Annotated in this window: 16 protein-coding genes; 8 read left to right on the top strand and 8 right to left on the bottom strand. The window is 67.0% G+C overall.

Going from position 1 to position 17449, the window contains the following annotated elements:
- Positions 1-30: 30 nt before the first annotated feature.
- Both F579_RS0112120 and pmbA read left to right on the top strand, forming a co-directional pair.
- Complete coding sequence (locus F579_RS0112120) at positions 31-294, top strand: hypothetical protein (protein ID WP_012983351.1); 264 nt, start codon at positions 31-33, stop codon at positions 292-294.
- A gap of 86 nt (positions 295-380) precedes the next feature.
- Positions 381-1754, top strand: a complete 1374-nt coding sequence (gene pmbA, locus F579_RS0112125) for a metalloprotease PmbA (protein WP_019024945.1) — start codon at positions 381-383, stop codon at positions 1752-1754.
- A gap of 19 nt (positions 1755-1773) precedes the next feature.
- Here pmbA and F579_RS0112130 read toward each other — a convergent pair whose 3' ends face one another.
- Genes F579_RS0112130 through F579_RS0112165 form a run of 8 tightly spaced genes read right to left on the bottom strand, consistent with a single transcriptional unit; the run spans position 1774 to position 10209 of the window.
- A complete protein-coding gene (locus F579_RS0112130; RefSeq protein ID WP_019024946.1) occupies positions 1774-2601 on the bottom strand; it encodes a symmetrical bis(5'-nucleosyl)-tetraphosphatase in 828 nt (275 codons plus the stop codon).
- 10 nt (positions 2602-2611) lie between these two features.
- A complete protein-coding gene (gene apaG / locus F579_RS0112135) occupies positions 2612-3004 on the bottom strand; it encodes a Co2+/Mg2+ efflux protein ApaG (RefSeq protein ID WP_012983348.1) in 393 nt (130 codons plus the stop codon).
- Positions 3001-3987: an ROK family protein gene (locus F579_RS0112140; RefSeq protein WP_019024947.1), complete on the bottom strand. Its 987-nt coding sequence runs from the start codon at positions 3985-3987 to the stop codon at positions 3001-3003. The genes apaG and F579_RS0112140 overlap by 4 nt, the downstream gene beginning before the upstream one ends.
- 40 nt (positions 3988-4027) lie before the next feature.
- Positions 4028-4819, bottom strand: coding sequence for a 16S rRNA (adenine(1518)-N(6)/adenine(1519)-N(6))-dimethyltransferase RsmA (gene rsmA, locus F579_RS0112145; protein WP_019024948.1), 792 nt, complete (start codon positions 4817-4819; stop codon positions 4028-4030).
- 8 nt (positions 4820-4827) lie between these two features.
- Positions 4828-5892, bottom strand: coding sequence for a 4-hydroxythreonine-4-phosphate dehydrogenase PdxA (pdxA, locus tag F579_RS0112150; RefSeq protein ID WP_019024949.1), 1065 nt, complete (start codon positions 5890-5892; stop codon positions 4828-4830).
- On the bottom strand, positions 5858-7285 hold the full coding sequence (locus F579_RS0112155) for a peptidylprolyl isomerase (RefSeq protein WP_019024950.1): 1428 nt from the start codon (positions 7283-7285) through the stop codon (positions 5858-5860). Before F579_RS0112155 ends, pdxA begins: the two co-directional genes overlap by 35 nt.
- Positions 7269-9524: an LPS-assembly protein LptD gene (locus F579_RS0112160; RefSeq protein ID WP_019024951.1), complete on the bottom strand. Its 2256-nt coding sequence runs from the start codon at positions 9522-9524 to the stop codon at positions 7269-7271. Before F579_RS0112160 ends, F579_RS0112155 begins: the two co-directional genes overlap by 17 nt.
- Positions 9525-9561: 37 nt before the next feature.
- A complete protein-coding gene (locus tag F579_RS0112165) occupies positions 9562-10209 on the bottom strand; it encodes an adenylate kinase (RefSeq protein ID WP_019024952.1) in 648 nt (215 codons plus the stop codon).
- Between the two features lie 262 nt (positions 10210-10471).
- Between F579_RS0112165 and ppa the strand changes: the two genes are divergently transcribed.
- The 6 genes from ppa to F579_RS0112195 all read left to right on the top strand — a co-directional run bounded on the left by ppa (position 10472) and on the right by F579_RS0112195 (position 17443).
- Positions 10472-11008 carry an inorganic diphosphatase gene (gene ppa / locus F579_RS0112170; protein WP_012983341.1) on the top strand — a complete coding sequence of 179 codons (537 nt, stop codon included), beginning with the start codon at positions 10472-10474 and terminating at the stop codon, positions 11006-11008.
- Positions 11009-11112: 104 nt separating this feature from the next.
- Positions 11113-12993: a penicillin-binding protein 2 gene (mrdA, locus tag F579_RS0112175; protein ID WP_019024953.1), complete on the top strand. Its 1881-nt coding sequence runs from the start codon at positions 11113-11115 to the stop codon at positions 12991-12993.
- On the top strand, positions 12990-14108 hold the full coding sequence (gene rodA / locus F579_RS0112180; protein WP_019024954.1) for a rod shape-determining protein RodA: 1119 nt from the start codon (positions 12990-12992) through the stop codon (positions 14106-14108). The genes mrdA and rodA overlap by 4 nt, the downstream gene beginning before the upstream one ends.
- Positions 14105-15130 (top strand): lytic murein transglycosylase B, encoded by a 1026-nt coding sequence (gene mltB / locus F579_RS0112185; RefSeq protein WP_019024955.1) that lies wholly within the window; start codon positions 14105-14107, stop codon positions 15128-15130. The genes rodA and mltB overlap by 4 nt, the downstream gene beginning before the upstream one ends.
- On the top strand, positions 15087-16091 hold the full coding sequence (locus tag F579_RS0112190; protein ID WP_196800388.1) for a septal ring lytic transglycosylase RlpA family protein: 1005 nt from the start codon (positions 15087-15089) through the stop codon (positions 16089-16091). Before mltB ends, F579_RS0112190 begins: the two co-directional genes overlap by 44 nt.
- 104 nt (positions 16092-16195) lie before the next feature.
- Positions 16196-17443: a D-alanyl-D-alanine carboxypeptidase family protein gene (locus F579_RS0112195; RefSeq protein WP_012983336.1), complete on the top strand. Its 1248-nt coding sequence runs from the start codon at positions 16196-16198 to the stop codon at positions 17441-17443.
- The last annotated feature ends 6 nt before the right edge of the window (positions 17444-17449 follow it).

A 17449-nucleotide genomic window follows, 5' to 3' on the forward strand; every position in this document is an offset into this window, starting at 1 on the left:
CCGCGGACGAGCAGCGACAAGGAGGCTTAGATGAAGCTGGATTTTCTGGATCAGGAACATTCCCTGCCGGAGGGGCACGGCCACGACAAGATCGTGCAGTGGCATGTCTTCCGCGACCGCGAACGTGCCGAGCATTTCGCCGATCACGTCGAGCTGGGCGAGGGCCAGGAACTGGTTGGTGGCTGGACCCGTGACAGCGTCGGCAAGCTTTACTGGGTCGGCGTGCACGTCGAGGACCTGGAACGCTGGGGCAACGTTGGCGCCGTACACAAGCACACGGGCCGCCCCTCCTGAAGCCCCGCGGGGCTTCGCACACCACGGCGGGCCGGGATAAACCCGGCCCGCCGATTCTGTTGATCTGAAGGCAAACGGACGTCTGTATGAGCACATCCCCCGAACGCATGGCGCCGGATCTCGAGATCCAGGCCCTGTCCCATTCCGCCGACTCCCTGCAGGATCGCGTCCAGCGGACCCTGGACGCGGCCCGTGCGAAGGGAGCCTCGGATGTGCAGGCGGTGGTCAGCCACAGCGTCGGGCTGGAACTCTCCGTGCGCAAGGGCGAGATCGAGACGCTGGAATACGAGCGCGACCAGAGTCTGTCGCTGATTGCCTATTTTGGCCAGTCGAAGGGGGCTGCCTCGACCACCGATTTCGGCGAGCAGGCCCTGCTGGATACGGTCGAGGCCGCCTGCCGCATCGCGCGCTACACCGAGCCGGACCCCCATGCCGGGATGCCCGATCCCGCGCTCAAGGCCGGGGAGTGGGATGACCTGGACCTGGATCACCCCTGGGACTGCGATGCGGAACAGGCGACCGAACTCGCGCGTGCGATCGAGGCCGCGGGCTTTGCCGCCGATTCGCGGATCGAGAATTCCGAAGGTGCGAGCGTCAGCACCCGCCGTGCGATCGCTTTTCTCGGCGACTCGCAGGGCTTCATGGGCGGGTATCGCAGCACGCGTCATTCGATGTCCTGTGCCCTGGTGGCGCGCGACGATGCCGGCATGCAGCGTGATTATGCCTACACCGTGGCCCGCCGCGCGGCGGACCTCGACGCCTGCGAGGCCATCGGGCGTCAGGCCGCCGAGCGCACCGTGCGGCGACTGGGCGGGCGCAAACTCTCCACGCGCAGCTGCCCAGTGCTGTTTGCCCCGGAGATGGCGCGCACGCTGATCGGCAGCTTTACCCGCGCGATCTCCGGCCCCGCACAGTATCGACACAGCTCGTTCCTGCTGAATGCGGTCGGGGAGTCCGTATTCCCCGACTGGATGCAGATCGAGGAACGCCCGCTGACACCGCGCGCGCTCGGCAGTGCCCCGTTCGACGGCGAGGGCGTGCGTACGCGCAACCGTCCTCTGGTGTCTGACGGCGTACTGCAGAGCTATACCCTGGACAGCTATGCCGCCCGGCGCCTGGGGCTGGAGAGCACTGGCAACGCAGGCGGCGCGCGCAACGTGACCGTACAGCCGGGCCAGCGGGACTTTGCCGCCCTGCTGACCGAGATGGACACGGGCTTTCTGGTGACCGAACTGATCGGCCAGGGTGTGAACGCGGTCACCGGCGACTACTCGCGCGGGGCCGCCGGCTTCTGGGTGGAGAATGGCGAGATCCAGTACCCGGTGGAAGAGATCACCATCGCCGGCAATCTCAAGGACATCTACCAGCGCATCGTCGCGGTGGGGACCGACGTCGACCGCCGGGGCAACATCCACACCGGCTCGATCCTGGTTGAATCGATGACCGTCGCCGGCGAATGAGCTCCTGGGAGCCTTCTTCCTAGCCGCACGCTGCCTGCCAGATACGTATCTGATAGGGGTCGCGGGTCTCGTCGAGGCGCGCGATCGTCATCTCTCGGCCCCAGACACAGCCGCTGTCCAGTGACAGCCAGTCGGGTCCTCGGCGGTGTCCGAGGGCGGCCCAGTGACCGAATACCAGGGACAAACCTCTGCTCGGGCGGCCCGGCCAGGCAAACCACGGCGTCAGGGTGGCCGGGGCGTCTTCCGGTGGCCCGTTTCCCGAGAATTCCAGACCGCCATCGGGCATCAGATAGCGCATGCGGGTAAAGGAGTTGATCGTATAGCGCAGGCGATCATACCCGGCCAGCTCCGGGTCCCAGTGGGTGGGCTCGTCGCCGTACATCACTTCGAACAGGGCATGGCGTCGCGCGGGATCGCGCAGCTCGGCCTCCACCCGCCGGGCTTCGATCTGTGCGGTTTCGAGATCCCAGTCGGGCGGGATGCCAGCATGCACCAGGGTCCAGCCAGCCGCGGGATCGGTGTGCAGCAGGGGGCGCTGTGCCAGCCACTCCAGCAGCTCGGCGGCATCCGGGGCGTCCAGCACGGGGCGCAGGGTATCCTTGTTGCCGGGGGTGCGTACCCCCTCGGCGGTGGCCAGCAGATGCAGGTCGTGATTGCCCAGCACGGTGGTCGCGGCATCGCCCAGGGCGCGTACGCGGCGCAGACACCCAAGCGAGTCCGGCCCGCGGTTGACCAGGTCGCCCACCAGCCACAGGTGGTCCGTGGCGGGGTCGAAACGGACCTGCTCCAGCAGGCGTTCCAGCGGGTCCAGGCAGCCCTGGAGGTCGCCGACGGCGTAAAGGGCCATAGCGACTGGCTTAGTGCAGCGTGCGGGGTACGGAGAGGGTGAAGGGCGGGATCGGCGCCTCGAAGGTGTTGCCGCGTTCGTCCTGCATGCCGTAGCTGCCCTCCATGGTGCCGACCGGCGTCTCGATCACCGTGCCGCTGGTGTACTCGAAGCTGTCACCGGGCTCGATGCGCGGCTGCTCGCCCACCACGCCCTCGCCGCGCACCTCCTGCGTCTGGTCGCGGCCATCGCGGATGATCCAGTGGCGATTCAGCAACTGCACGGTCAGCGCGCCGGAGTTGCGGATCGTGATGTGGTAGGCGAACACGTAGCGGTCGTCATCGGGCTCCGACTGGTCCTCGACATAGGCCGTGGCGACCTCGATCTCGATGGCGTGTTCTTCGGTTTCGCGAGGCGAATTCATTCGGTTGCAGCTCCTGTCTGGAACCAGGCGCTGACGGCAGCGCCCAGCAGGCCGGGTTCAGGGTGCATGATAAGGGACACGGGCAGTCGCTCAAGCAAGTGGGTCATCGGTGGGCGATTATGCAGGGCCCGCAGAAACGTCGTGTCCTGGAAGTAATCGGCCCAGCGCGGGGCGATCCCGCCAGCCAGATACAGCCCGCCGGTGGGCAGGGCGGTCAGGGCCATGTCGGCCAGTTGTCCCGCATAGATCGTTACAAAACGCTGGACGACCGCGAGGGCCGCCGCGTGGCCGGCATCGGCCAGGTCACTGATTGCGGCGGCCGGGTCGGCAGCGGCCAGGGCCCGCGCCAGTGCGGTATCGTCCCGGCGTGCCAGCTCGAAGCGTGCAATGCGTGCAATGCCGCGGCCACTGAGCAGATGCTCGCGGGTGCAAAGCCCTTCCTCGGCGCTGACGAATGCCGCGAGCGCCGCCTCGTCTGCGTCGGCCGGGGAAAAGCGTGCGTGCCCCCCTTCGCCGGGGTGGATGACGAGCTGCTGCGGCGGGCCGACCAGGCAGGTCCCGAGACCGGTCCCGGCCCCGACTACCAGGCGCAAACCCTCCGGATCGGCCGCTGCGTTCTGCAGGGTGAGCCGGTCTCCGGGTTCCAGGGCATCCAGGCAGGCGCCGACAGCGGCGAAATCGTTGATCAGGGCGACGGGGATGCCCAGTGTCTGCTCGAGGGCACGCGCATCCAGTTCGGGCCAGTCGAGGTTGGTCGCGCGGGCCCGACTGCCCTGAACGGGGCCGGCCAGGGCCAGACCGGCAGAGGCCAGCGGCTCGGCCGGTTCGACCTCGTTGCGCCAGGCCTCGAGGATGTGGTCCAGGTCCGGAAAGTCGCGGCTGGGGTAGCGGCGGATGTCGTGCAGCGACCAGTGCGCGCCGCTGCGGCGCGCACGTGCGACCCGGGTGCGGGTACCTCCGATGTCGGCCACCATGAAGTCCATGGGCTCATCATAGCGGATCACGCTCTGCTGGCGGGGCTGGTCAGGCGGGGGCGACCAGTCGCGCCAGCGCCGCGAAGCCGTGGACGTCCACGGTCTCCGGGCGGGCGCCCGGGTCCAGGTCGGCGGCCTCGATCCGGGCGGCATCCACCAGTCCGGACAGCCCCCGTCGCAGCGTCTTGCGGCGGTTGGAGAAGGCCTGGTTCACGACCTTTGCGAACGCCGGATACAGTGCGCTGTCCACCAGCGGCGCCTCCAGTGGTGTGATGCGCACGACCGCCGAGTGGACCTTGGGCGGCGGGTGGAAGGCACCGGGGGGGAGCCCGAACAGCGACTGGGCCCGGGCGCGCGCCGCGAGCATGACCGTCAGCCGGCCATAGGTCTTGCTGCCGGGGACGGCGGTCATGCGCTCGACCACCTCGCGCTGCAGGAGGAAATGCATGTCGCGGATGGCCTCCATCTGATCGAGCAGGTGGAACAGCAGGGGGGTCGAGATGTTGTAGGGCAGGTTGCCCACGACCCGCCAGCCACCCTCCGGTGGCGGGCCGAGGCTTGCCAGGTCCAGATCCAGGGCGTCGCCCACATGGAGCTCCAGGCGTTCCGGGGCAAAGGCGGCACGCAGGCCGGCCGCCAGGTCACGGTCGATCTCCACTGCGACCAGACGATTCAGGCGTTCCAGCAGGGCGCCCGTCAGGGCCCCTCGGCCAGGGCCGATCTCCAGCACCGGGTCGTCGGGGTGCGGGGCGATCGCGCCGACGATGCGCGCGAGCACGGCCTGATCATGCAGGAAGTTCTGGCCGAACCGCTTGCGGATCGGCGGCAACGCGCTACCCATATGCGGCGTCACCCATGGGCGTTCGCGGCCTGTGCCTGCAGGCGATGGCGGGCCAGTTCCCGCGCCAGGCCCTCGGCCGCGAGGAAGCTGCCGACCTCCGCGCGACCACTGCCGGCCAGGTCGAGGGCCGTGCCGTGGTCGACCGAGGTGCGCACGAAGGGCAGCCCGAGGGTCACGTTGACCGCATGCCCGAATCCCGCATGTTTCAACACCGGGAGCCCCTGGTCGTGATACATCGCCAGTACCGCGTCGACCTCGGCAAGGGCGCGCGGTGTGAATGCGGTGTCGGCGGGCAGTGGCCCGCGCAGGTCCAGGCCTTCGGCCCGCAGACGGTCGAGCGTCGGGGTGATGACCTCGATCTCCTCGCGACCCAGCACACCGTCTTCGCCGGCGTGGGGGTTCAGCCCGCACACGCCAATGCGCGGCTGCTCGATCCCGAAATCCTCGACCAGGTCGTGGTGGAGTACCTGGGTGACCGCCTCGATGCGCTCCGGTGTGATCGCGTCGGGGACGTCGCGCAGGGACAGGTGCGTAGTCACCAGTGCGACCCGCAGGGATTCGGTGGCCAGCATCATCACGGGCATGGGCGCGCCGGCGCGTTCGGCCAGCCACTCGGTATGACCACTGAAGGGGATGCCGGCACGGTTGATCACGCCCTTGTGCACCGGACCGGTGACCATCGCATCGAAGGTGCCATCGAGGCAGCCATCGGCGGCGGCGGCGAGCATTGCCAGCACGCCTCCGGCGTGCCGGGGGTCGAGGATGCCGGTTTGTACGGGGCTCCCGGCCGGGGCCGCAACGATCTCGAGGGTCCCGCGCGGTGTAGCAGTGCGCGGTCGTGCGGGGTCGAAGGGAATCAGGTGGATCGACTGGCCCAGCTGCTGCGCCCGTTGCTCGAGGACATCCGGATCGCCGATGGCGACGCGCTGGGCGCCACCGCCAGGCTCGTGGGCCAGGGCAATCAGCAGATCCGGCCCGATCCCGGCCGGCTCGCCAGCGGTCAGTGCCAGACGCGGGATTGCACCCGGCGTCCGGGCGTCAGGAGCCGAAGCCGTCAACGCGGTACTCGACATAGGCCTCGTCGCGCAGACGCCGCATCCACAGCTCGATCTCTTCCTCGCGCTTGCGGTTTTGCAGGATCTCGCGGGCACGGGCTCGGATCTGCTCGCGCGAGGTGTCGACCTCGCGGTGGTCGAGGACCTCGATGATGTGCCAGCCAAACTGGCTCTCCACCGGCTCGCTGATCTCGCCCGGCTGCAGGGCGTTCATCGCCTCCTCGAACTCGGGCACCAGCTCGCCGGGGCTGATCCAGCCGAGCTGGCCGCCCTGGGCTGCGGACCCGGGATCGTCCGAGTTCGCGCGGGCCAGGGCCTCGAAGTCGCTGCCCTCGCGGATACGGTTGTACAGGGACTCGGCCTGGCGGCGGGCCTCTTCGTCGCTGCGGACCTGGTCCGGGCTGATCAGGATGTGGCGGACCTGCGTCTGCCGGACGCGGGTCTGGTCGCCCCCTTCGCGGTCGACCAGCTTCATGATGTGGAAGCCGTTCGGCGAGCGCAGCACGTCGCTGATCTCGCCGGTGCGCATCAGCACGGCCTCGCGGGCGAATACGGAGGGGATCTCGCCAGCGGTGCGCCAGCCGAGGTCGCCGCCTTCCAGGGCATCCGGGGCGTCGGATTCGGAGATAGCCACGCTGGCGAAGTCCTCGCCCTCGCGCACCCGCTGGCGCAGTTCGCGGGCCTTTTCGCGGGCGGTGGCGATCTGGCCGGAATCCGCGCCGCGCGGCAGCGAGACCTGGATATGCGCGATGCGATAGCGCACGCCGCGGTCGATGGCGCCGCTCTCGGAGGCGATCAGATCCGCGATCTCCTGGTCGCTGACGCGAATCTGGTTGTCGACCTGGCGGCGCTGCAGCTGGTTGACGGTCAGTTCGTTGCGGATCTGTTCGCGGAAGGCGTTGAAATCGACACCGTCCTGCAGCAGGGCCTGGCGCAGTTGCGGCAGGGTCATGCGGTTCTCGCGCGCGATGTTCTCCATCGCGCGGTTCAGGGTCATCTCGTCGATGTTGATGCCGACCCGCTCGGCCTCCTGCAGCTGAACGCGCTCGACGATCAGCCGCTCCATGACCTGGCGCGCGAGGGTGTCACGATCCGGTGGGCGGGTCCCGCGCTCCATCATCTGCTGGGCGACCAGGTTCATGCGCTCGACCAGCTCGCGCTGGGTTACCACGTCGTCGCCGACGACCGCGAGGATGCGATCGGTGAACTGATCCCCCTCCGGTGGCGTAATCGGCGCGGCGGGGGCTCCGGCCTCGGAGGCGGCCCCCGGGGTGACCGGGGCCTCGACGGCGTCCTCGGGTTGTTCGCTGCCGGGGACCTGCGCCTGTGCGGACAGGCCGAGGCTCATGAGCACGGCGCCCAGTAGCGGGAGCCAGAAGGCCCGGCGGTGGTGGTCAGGGGAGTGCGTCATATCCGGCTATACCCTCGCTCAAAAGCGAATCCACGCCGGAGTCGAAGCGTCCGAGCCCGTCCAGCGTGAGTTGGAAATAAATCGAGTTGTCGTAGGTCTCGTCGAAGTCGTAGGCGCGGCGGGCGACCACTCGGATGCCATAGCAACAACTACGATACTGAAGGCCGGCCAGAAGTTCGAGATCACGTTCCTCCTGCAGGCTGTAATTCCAGCGCCCGATCGCATCGATGCGCGGGGTCACCGGCCACAGCACGGAGACATCGGTCTGGTCGATGGAGCGGGCGCCGGCCTCGCGCTGACGATATCCCACATTGATGCGGGCACGCGCGCCCGGGCTGTAGCTGACCGACAGCGCTGTGAGGGTGGTCTCGCCTTCGTCCTGGTTGTAGAGGATGGAGCCGCGGCCGCTCCAGGCATCGCCGATGCGCACGCGGCCCTCAAGGGCGAGGTCCGAACGGGATTCCGTCAGTGGGTCGCCGTCCGGATCGCGGCGAACCTCGCGGTCCTCGAAGTAGCGAATCTGGCCGGCCGACAGGCTCATCCGTTCCTGCCCGGTCTGCTCGTCGAAGATGCGCGTGGTCAGCGCGGTGGTCAGCTGGTGGGTGTCGCCGACCCGGTCGGCGCCGACGAAGCGGTCGAGGCTGAACAGGTTGTCGAAGCTGAAGTCCGCCTCGCCGGTGTCGAAGATCGGGATATCGCTCTGGTCGACGAACGGGACATAGCCATAGAAGATCCGGGGTTCCAGCGTCTGCAGGCGACGCCCGTCCTGGATCGGACGTTCGAAGACCAGGCCGGTGTCGATCGAGGCCCGCGGCACGGTGCGGCTGATCGACTCGGGCCCCGGCTCGCCCCGGCGGTCCAGTTCGTAATGCGTATAGCGCACTCCGGCGCTGGGCTCGAAGAAAAAGCCCCCGGTATCGAAGCGCCAGGAGGCCGTGGGGTTGAGGTCGAAGCGCGTGCCCAGGGGTTCCAGCGAGTCGCTCTCGCTGCGCTCGAAGCGCACCAGTTCAGTGTCCAGGTCCCAGGCCAGGCCGCGCCCCAGATACTCGCCCGCCTCCAGGGTGATCTGCGGCAGGCGCTGGTAGGGCTCGCGCTGGGCCCGCAGCTCGGGGTCGATGATCTGGTAGTCCTCGATACGGGTGCGTAGGCGGTAGGCGGGCTGGTTGTAGGTCAGGTCCGCTCGACGGCGCAGATAGGGCGTGCTTCCGGAGTAGCGGTCCGCGCCACCGAAGTCGCGGAAATACTCGCTGTCGGAGGCATCGGCGGCGTCCAGGCGAAAGCGCAGGTCCGAGGTCAGGCGGCTCTGGTGGAACCACTGTACGTAGTGCCGGTCGTCGCCGAATACGCGGTCGCTCGGCAGGTAGCGGATATCGGCCACGCCCTCGTGGCGGGGCTGCAGGTAGCGGAACTCGGTGCCGAGCTTCACCCCGCGATCCGTCATGACGCGCGGGGTGAAAGTCGCGTCGTAGTTCGGTGCGATGTTCCAGTACCACGGCGTGCTGATGTCGACCCCGTGTCTTGAGCTGACCCCGGCGCTGGGTAGCAGGAAGCCGCTCTGGCGACGGTCGTCCAGCGGGAAGTGGATGTACGGCGTGTAGGCGATGGGCACGCCCTTGAAATCAATGCGGGCGTTGCGGGCAACACCGATGCCGCGTTCGCGGTCCAGTTCCAGATCACGTGTGCGCAGCCACCAGCTGTCGTTGTCGATCGGGCAGGTGGTGTACTCGGCGTTCTCGAATTCGTGCAGGTGAGGCGCGAGCTGGATGCCCACCCCGGCGCTTCCGCGTGCCGGCACGGACTGCACCAGGTAGTCGATGCGCCGGAACTCCCCGGTCTCCTCGTCCAGGCGGTATTCGCCCCCGTCGGTGTGCAGCAGAAGGTCGCCGTCGAACAACCGGGTATTGCCCTCGGTGCGGGCGAGGCCCGTGGCCCGGTCGTATTCAAGGAACTCGGTGTCCAGGCGGCGCCCTTGTTCGAAGAGCTGGACGTTGCCGCGGGCGCTGATCATCTCCCCCTCGCGGCGTACGTAATCGGCGTCGATATCGGTGATCTCGGCCGCGAGCTCGCGCATCTCGGGCCACTCCATGCCGGGGGCGAATTCGCAGCCCGGGGGGCGCTCCAGCCGCTCGAGTTCGGCCTGCGCCGTCGTGGCGGTGACGCCGAGCACGCAGGCAATGATGGCCCGCGCCGTGGCCCGGCGGTGCAGTGGGCGTGCGTAGCCGGCTGGCGCTGGCGTCATGCGGGATTCAGCCTGGGGAAACACGGATCATGTTGGGTCAGTGTTTTCCTAGCAGCTGGCGGATCTCGTCAAAGATCAGAGCGATGTCGCGGGTGCCATTCACATGCTTGAGCAGATCGCGGCGGGCGTAGTATTCGATCAGCGGCTGAGTCTGTTCTTCGTAGACCTTCAGACGATTGATGACCGTCTTTTCGGTGTCATCGGCGCGGTGGACGAGTTCGCCACCGCACAGATCACAAACCCCTTCCTGCTGGGGCGGGAAGGTATGGGAGTTGAATACCGCGCCGCAGTCGCCGCAGGAGACGCGCCCGGTCAGGCGCTGTTTCAGCTCCTCGAACGGCACGTCGATCTGGATCGCCTGATCCAGTGGTGCCCCGAGTTCCTCGAGCATGGTATCCAGGGTCTCGGCCTGGGCGACGTTGCGTGGAAAGCCGTCCAGGATAAAGCCGTTTTGTGCGTCCGGCTCCTGCAGCCGGTCGCGGATCAGCCCCAGGACCAGGTCGTCCGGTACCAGCTGGCCTGCGTTCATCGCGCTTTCGACCTGCTTCCCCAGGTCGGTCTGAGCGGCCATTGCGGCGCGCAGCAGGTCGCCGGTAGAGATCTGGGGGATGCCGAAGGTGGCGACCATCTTCTTGGCCTGGGTGCCCTTGCCGGACCCCGGGGCGCCCATCAGGACGATACGCATGGCTGACTCCTGCTGCCGGGTGCGGCGCCGAACCGCAGCACAAGCCGGGTACGAGGCGGCACGGTAAATGGCCATCGTGAAAGGGTTGCGGCGGTGCGGCGCAAACCGTTTCCCGAGCGCGGTCTTATACCGCCTGAGGGTGATCGGCCGCAACCGCTCACTACAGCCCGTGGCTCCCTGGCCTGACGGCGACGGGTGCCATTGCGGGGGCTCTCCCCTGTATAATCCCCCGCTCTTCAAAACAATCGGAATATAACCAAGCATGGACCTCAACCAGATCGAAGCCGGCAAGGATCTCCCCAACGACATCAACGTGGTGATCGAGATCCCCACCCAGGGCCAGCCCGTCAAGTACGAGATGGACAAGGACAGCGGGGCTCTGGTGGTCGATCGCTTTATGGCGGTCGCGATGTTCTATCCGTGCAACTACGGATTCATCCCGAATACGGAGTCGGAAGACAATGACCCGGTGGACGTGCTGGTGATCACCCCGGTGCCGCTGCTGCCGGGTTCGGTCGTGCGCTCGCGCCCGATTGGTATGCTGAAGATGACCGACGAGGCCGGTGTGGATGCGAAGATTCTCGCGGTTCCGGTGAGCAAGCTGTGCACGCAGTCCGGGCGGTTCCAGGGGCCGGAAGATGTGCCGAAGGAGCTGCTGGATTCGATCAAGCACTTCTTCGAGCGCTACAAGGAGCTGGAGAAGGGCAAGTGGGTCAAGGTCGAAGGCTGGGTCGGCGCCGAAGAGGCCAAGGCGGAGATTGTTGCCAGCTACAAGCGTTACCAGAAGAGCAAGATCTGAGCCGGTAGCGGCCCGGCGTCTGCACGTGGCGTGGATCGTCCCCGCATCCCCGGGGCCGGGGTTCGCCGCGTGCGCGGCGTTCGTTGTTGTGGCGGTCCGCTGAAATGGCCGGGCGCGATGACTACGGACAGGAACAACAGGACCAGCAGCGGTTTGTCGTCCGTATTCTGCTGGCGCTGCTCCTGCTTGCCGCCGTTCTGCTCCTGATTGGCTGGCGCCTGTCGGGGCTTCAGGTCGGCGCGCATACCCATTTCACCACGCTGTCGGAGAATAATCGGCTGCGGGTGGAGCCGATTGCGCCCAGTCGTGGCGTGATCCGGGATCGCAATGGCCAGTTGCTGGCGGGCAACCGTGCCTCCTATCAGTTGGAGGTGACGGTCGAGCAGGCCGGCAATCTGGACGACCTCCTGGAACGACTGCATGACTTTGTCGAGCTCTCCGACGCGGATATCGAACGTTTCCGCCGCGGCGTGCGTCAGCGCCGACCCTTCCAGCCGGTGCTGCTCAAGGCGGGCCTGGACGACACCACGGTGGCCAGGATCGCGGTCTCGCGGCACGAGTTGCCAGGCGTGGAGATCGAGGCTCGTCCGATGCGCTTCTATCCGCTCGGCGACAAGTTCTCGCATGTGGTCGGGTACGTGGGCCGGATCAACGAGCAGGACCTGGCGCGGGTGGACCCGCGTGCCTATGCCGGTAGCTCGCATATCGGCAAGATCGGCATCGAGCGCTACTACGAGGATCTGTTGCATGGCCGCCCGGGTTACCGCCAGGTAGAGGTCAATGCCCAGGGGCGGGTGATCCGCGAGCTGTCGGTAACGCCACCGGAGGCCGGTACCGACATTACCCTCACCATTGACGCGGACCTGCAGCGTGCCGCTTACCGGTCGCTGGCGGGCCGGCGGGGGGCGATTGTCGCGCTGGATCCGAACAACGGCGAGGTGCTGGCGCTGGTCAGTGCCCCGGGCTTCGATCCCGAGATGTTCGTGCACGGCATCTCCCAGGCCGCCTTTTCCGATCTGCAATCCGACCCTGCGCGGCCGTTGTTCAATCGCGCCCTGACCGGGCAGTATCCGCCGGGCTCCACGGTCAAGCCCCTGGTGGGGCTGGCCGCGCTGGACGAGGGGATTACCACCGCGGATCGCCGGATGTTTGCCCGTGGCTATTTTCAGATCCCCGGCCATGAGCGTCGCTATCGTGACTGGCGCCGGGAAGGGCATGGCTGGGTCGACATGTCGCGCGCCATCGCCGTGTCTTCCGACGTCTACTTCTACGACCTTGCGCATACGATGGGGATCGACCGCATGGTGCCGATGCTGGGGGCATTCGGGCTTGGGCAGCGCGTCGGTATCGATGCCACGGGCGAGCGCGCAGGTATCCTGCCCAGCCGTGACTGGAAGCGGGCCACACATGACCAGGTCTGGTTCCCCGGCGAGACCCTGATTACCGCGATTGGCCAGGGCTACATGCTGTCAACGCCGTTGCAGATGGCGGACTTCACGGCGACCCTGGCCGGGCGCGGACAGCGTATCCAGCCTCGCCTGCTGCAATCGATGGATAATGGCAACGGCGAACTCGAACGGTTGCTGCCGCAGCCTCGCGAGCCGGTGCAGGCGGCCCCGGAGCACTGGGACACGATTCACGAGTCGCTGATCGAGGCCGTGCATGCGCGCCACGGCACTGCCTGGGGGTCGATTGGCAGCCGCCCGCCGACGAACTACCGCATCGCGGGCAAGACCGGCACTTCGCAGGTCTTCGGGCTTGGCCAGGACGAGGAGTACGACGAGGACGAGCTGCCCCGGCATCTGTGGGATCATGCCCTGTTCGTGGGCTATGCGCCCGCGGACGATCCGCAGATCGCGGTGGCCGTGCTGGTCGAGCACGGCGGCTCGGGCGGTCGTGTGGCGGCCCCGGTGGCCCGCGAGGTGATGGACGCCTTCCTGAAAGGCGACGCCGGAATGACGCTCGACGTGGCGGAGGACGAATGATCAGCGTGACGGGTCGCGAGATGCCGCTAGGGCAGTGGGTGCTGGGGCGCCTGCGTCTGGATGGCGTGCTGCTGGTGCTGATCGGCGTCCTGCTGCTGGTGGGTCTGGCGGTGCTGTTCAGTGCCTCCGGCGAGAGCATGATTGCCCTGGAGCGACAGACCATGCGCATCGGACTCGGCGTGGCCGCGATGGTGCTGGCCGCGCAGATCCCGGTGCGTACCCTGCGGTCCCTGGCACCATGGCTATTTGTGGCCGGTGTCGCGCTACTGTTGGCGGTCATGGTTGCCGGTGAGGTCGGCAAGGGGGCGCGGCGCTGGCTGGATCTCGGCTTCATGCGCTTCCAGCCCTCCGAGATCATGAAGCTGGCGGTGCCGATGATGGTCGCCTGGTACCTGTCCACTCGCAACGACCGCCCGCGTTTTCGCGACCTGCTGGTGACGGTGCCACTGATCCTGGTTCCAGTGTTTCTGATCATGCGCCAGCCGGACTTGGGGACTGCGATGCTGGTGGGTGCGGCCGGTTTCCTGGTGGTCTTCCTGGCGGGGCTGAGCTGGCGCTGGTTTGTCGGATTGGGTCTGGCCGCGGCTGCCGCGATCCCGGCGTTGTGGTTGCAGATGCATGATTACCAGCGCCAGCGGGTGCTGACCCTGTTCAATCCGGAGTCGGACCCGCTGGGGACCGGTTATCACATTATTCAGTCGAAGATCGCGATCGGATCCGGCGGGCTGTACGGCAAGGGCTGGCTGAACGGCACGCAGTCGCACCTCGACTTTCTGCCCGAGCGTTCCACGGATTTCATTTTTGCGGTATACGCCGAGGAATTCGGGTTTATCGGTGTCGCGCTCCTGTTGTTGCTGTATTTTGCGATCGTGGCGCGCGGGCTGTGGATCTCGGCCCTCGCTCAGGATCGCTTCGCCCGTTTGCTGGGTGGCAGTCTGGCGCTGACTTTCGCCGTCTACATGGTGGTCAATATCGCCATGGTGACAGGGCTTCTGCCCGTGGTCGGTGTGCCGCTTCCGCTGGTGAGCTACGGCGGTACATCATTGGTGACGCTTATGGTCGCCTTCGGTATTCTCATGAGCATCGCGTCGCAAAAGCGCCTGGTGAATCGATGACCCTGAACCTCCGCCCGCTGGGCACCCTTCGTTCCGTCCTTCTGCAGGCCGGGTTGATCCTGTCACTGGGGGCCTGCTCCCTGTCGAATGTTTCGGGGTCCGAGTTTCGTGCCGGCGACCCGCCCTACCTCGAGCGCGAGGAGGTCCAGGCCTTTATCGACGAACAGGTCGAGGCGGGCATGGATCGCGATGAGCTGGAGAGTATGTTCGCCGAGGCCGATCCCCAGCAACGCATCCTGGATCTGATCTCGGCCCCCGCCGAGGCGCGTCCCTGGAAGGATTATCGCCCGATCTTCGTGAACGACCTGCGTATCGAGCGCGGCGAGCGTTTCATGGAAGAGCAGGCCGAGACGCTCGCGCGCGCCGAGGAAACCTTCGGCGTCGAACAGGCGATGATCACGGCGATCATCGGCGTGGAGACCAACTACGGTCGCAACACCGGGGGCTTCCGCGTGTTCGACGCGCTGGTCACGCTGGGTTTTGACTACCCGCCGCGGGCGGACTTCTTCCGCCGCGAACTGGGCGAGTTCCTGACCCTGGTGCAGGAGGAGGACCTGGATGTCCGCGAGACGCGGGGCTCCTACGCCGGCGCGATGGGACGCGGACAGTTCATCTCCTCCAGCTACCGTCACTACGCGGTGGACTTCGACGGCAGTGGCCGCCGGGACCTGCTGAATTCCTGGCCGGATGCCATCGGCAGTGTCGCCAACTACTTCCGCGAGCATGGCTGGCAGACCGGCGAGCCGGTGGTGGCACGCGCCCGGGTCGAGGGCGATGCCCACGAGGAGCTGATCAGTCGCAATTACCAGGCCCGCTTTGACCTCGACGAGCTCGCCGAGCACGGCATTTATCCCGACGAGTCCGTGGCCGAGGACGGGAAGTACTCGTTCATTCGCCTCGAGGGCGAGGACGGGTATGAATACTATCTCGGGTATCCCAATTTCTATGTGATCACCCGCTACAACCGGAGCCCGCTGTATGCGATGGCCGTCCACCAGCTGGCCGAGGCCTTTGCCGAGTAAACGGTGTCGCCCTGGGGCGGCCGCCGCCGCGCTGGCGGTGTTGTTCGCGCTGGTGCTGGCGGGGTGCTCGTCGACCCCCGACCGCGAGGCAGACCCGGACCGCCCGCTGGGCGATGCGGCCTATGACGCCTATCCGGACCCGGATGATATCCCGCAGGATCTGGCACTGATCCCCGATGCGGTGCCGACCGACGAACCCCCGAGTCGCTATGGGAACCCGCCCGAGTACGAGGTCTTCGGGCAGCGTTACCGTACCCTGCGTACCAGCACCGGGTTTGAGGAAGAGGGTCTGGCCTCCTGGTACGGAACCAAGTTCCACGGCCGGCGCACCTCCAGCGGGGAGCCCTACGACATGTACGCGATGACGGCGGCCCACAAGACGCTGCCGCTGCCGACCTATGTCGAGGTCGTGAACCTGGAAAACGACCGCCGCGTGATTGTGCGGGTCAATGATCGCGGGCCCTTTGTGGACGAACGTATCATCGACCTCTCCTATGCCGCGGCGCATCGGCTGGACATGACCGATGCCGGTGTGGCCCCGGTGCGCATTCGTGCCGTGGGGCCGGAAGACGTCGATTCGCCGCGTGTGGCGGAATCGCGCCCGCCGGTGCCGGAACCGATCGAGCTGGCCGAGGCCAGCCAGGGGGGCGGCAGCAGCCCAGTCGCGGCATCCTCCGATGACGCGCGCTCTTCTACCGAAGCAAACGCCCCAGCGGCCGCCGCGAACAACGGCCGCTGGGTGCAGATCGGGGCCTTTTCCGAACGCCGAACGGCGGAGGAGATCCAGCGTGACCTGGAGGCCCTCGGATTCGAGTCGGTCGCGATCTCGACGCTGGAACGCGACGAGCAGGCGGATCTGCATCGGGTACGTATCGGGCCGTTGGAAGAGGCCGAGCTGCAGGAGGCGACCGAGCGCCTGCAGGAGGCCGCCCACGTCGACTACCGCATCGTCGACGACTGACGCCGCGTATCGCTCAGTTTTTGTACCGCCGGTTCCGTTTGCGTTCATCTGCGCGGACCCGGTCTGCTATCGTTAGCCATCTCTACAGGAGGCCTCGAACCACCATGATCCCCCCGCTCCATTCTGTCGCCCGCCGCGCCCTGATGACCCTCTCCCTGGCCGTGTGCGTGGCCGCCATGCCGGCGATGGCGGATGAGCCCCTGCCGGTTCCGGGCAGTGGTGGGGCCATGCCGAGCGGGATCCCCAGCCCGCCCTCTGATGTGACGGCGAAGAGCTATGCATTGATGGACTTTGACTCGGGTCTGATGCTGGCCTCGCGCGAGGCGGATGTTGATCGCGAACCGGCCAGCCTGACCAAGCTGATGACGGCCTATGTCGTGTTCGGCGAGATTCGTGACGGGCGGCTGGGGCTCGAGGACACGGTGACGATCAGTGAGCGGGCCTGGCGCACGGGCATGCGGGGTGCGTCGCGCATGTTCATCGAGGTCGGCGACGAGGTGAAGGTCGAGGACCTGCTGCGCGGGATGATTATCCAGTCCGGCAACGATGCCTCCACTGCGCTGGCCGAGGCCGTGGCCGGTTCCGAAGGGGCGTTCGTCGACATGATGAACAACCAGGCGCGTGAACTCGGGATGACGCGCTCGTATTTCACCAACTCGCACGGGCTGCCGTCCGACGAGCCACAGTCCACCTCCGCTCAGGACATGGCGCTGCTGGCGCGGGCGTTGATTCGCGAGTTCCCCGATCTTTACGGCTATTACAGCGAGCGCTCGTTCGAGTTCAACGATATCTCGCAGAGCAATCGGAACATGCTCCTGTGGCGTGACGCCGGTTTCGATGGCCTGAAGACGGGCTGGACCTCCGCGGCCGGGTACAACCTGGTCTCGTCGGCGAAACGCAGCGATCGCCGGCTGATCGCCGTGGTGCTGGGAATCGAGGCCTCCAATCACCAGGAGGGTGGCACGCGCCGGGCCAACGAGTCGCAGGCCCTGGTCAACTGGGGCATGCGTTTTACCGAACCGCAGCGGCTGTTCGAGGCGGGCACGCAGCTGGGCAGCCCGCGCGTCTATCGTGGTGCGGATAGCGAGGTGTCCGTCGGGCTAGCCGAGGACTTCTGGGTGATCGTGCCCCCGGGTCGCGGTGACAACCTTGAAGCCACGATGGAGCTGAACCAGCCGCTGGAAGCGCCGCTGGCCGCAGGGGCCGCTGTGGGTGAGGTGCAGGCTCGCCTGAATGGCGAGTTGATCGGGCAGCAGCCGGTCGTCGCCCTTGAAGAGGTCGAGGAGGGCGGACTGATGCGGCGCCTGTGGGATGGTGCTGCCTTGTCGTTGCGCTCGGTCTGGCCGTTCTGATTCGGA

Source organism: Thioalkalivibrio sp. ALJ21 (assembly GCF_000378605.1).
Taxonomy (GTDB): domain Bacteria; phylum Pseudomonadota; class Gammaproteobacteria; order Ectothiorhodospirales; family Ectothiorhodospiraceae; genus Thioalkalivibrio.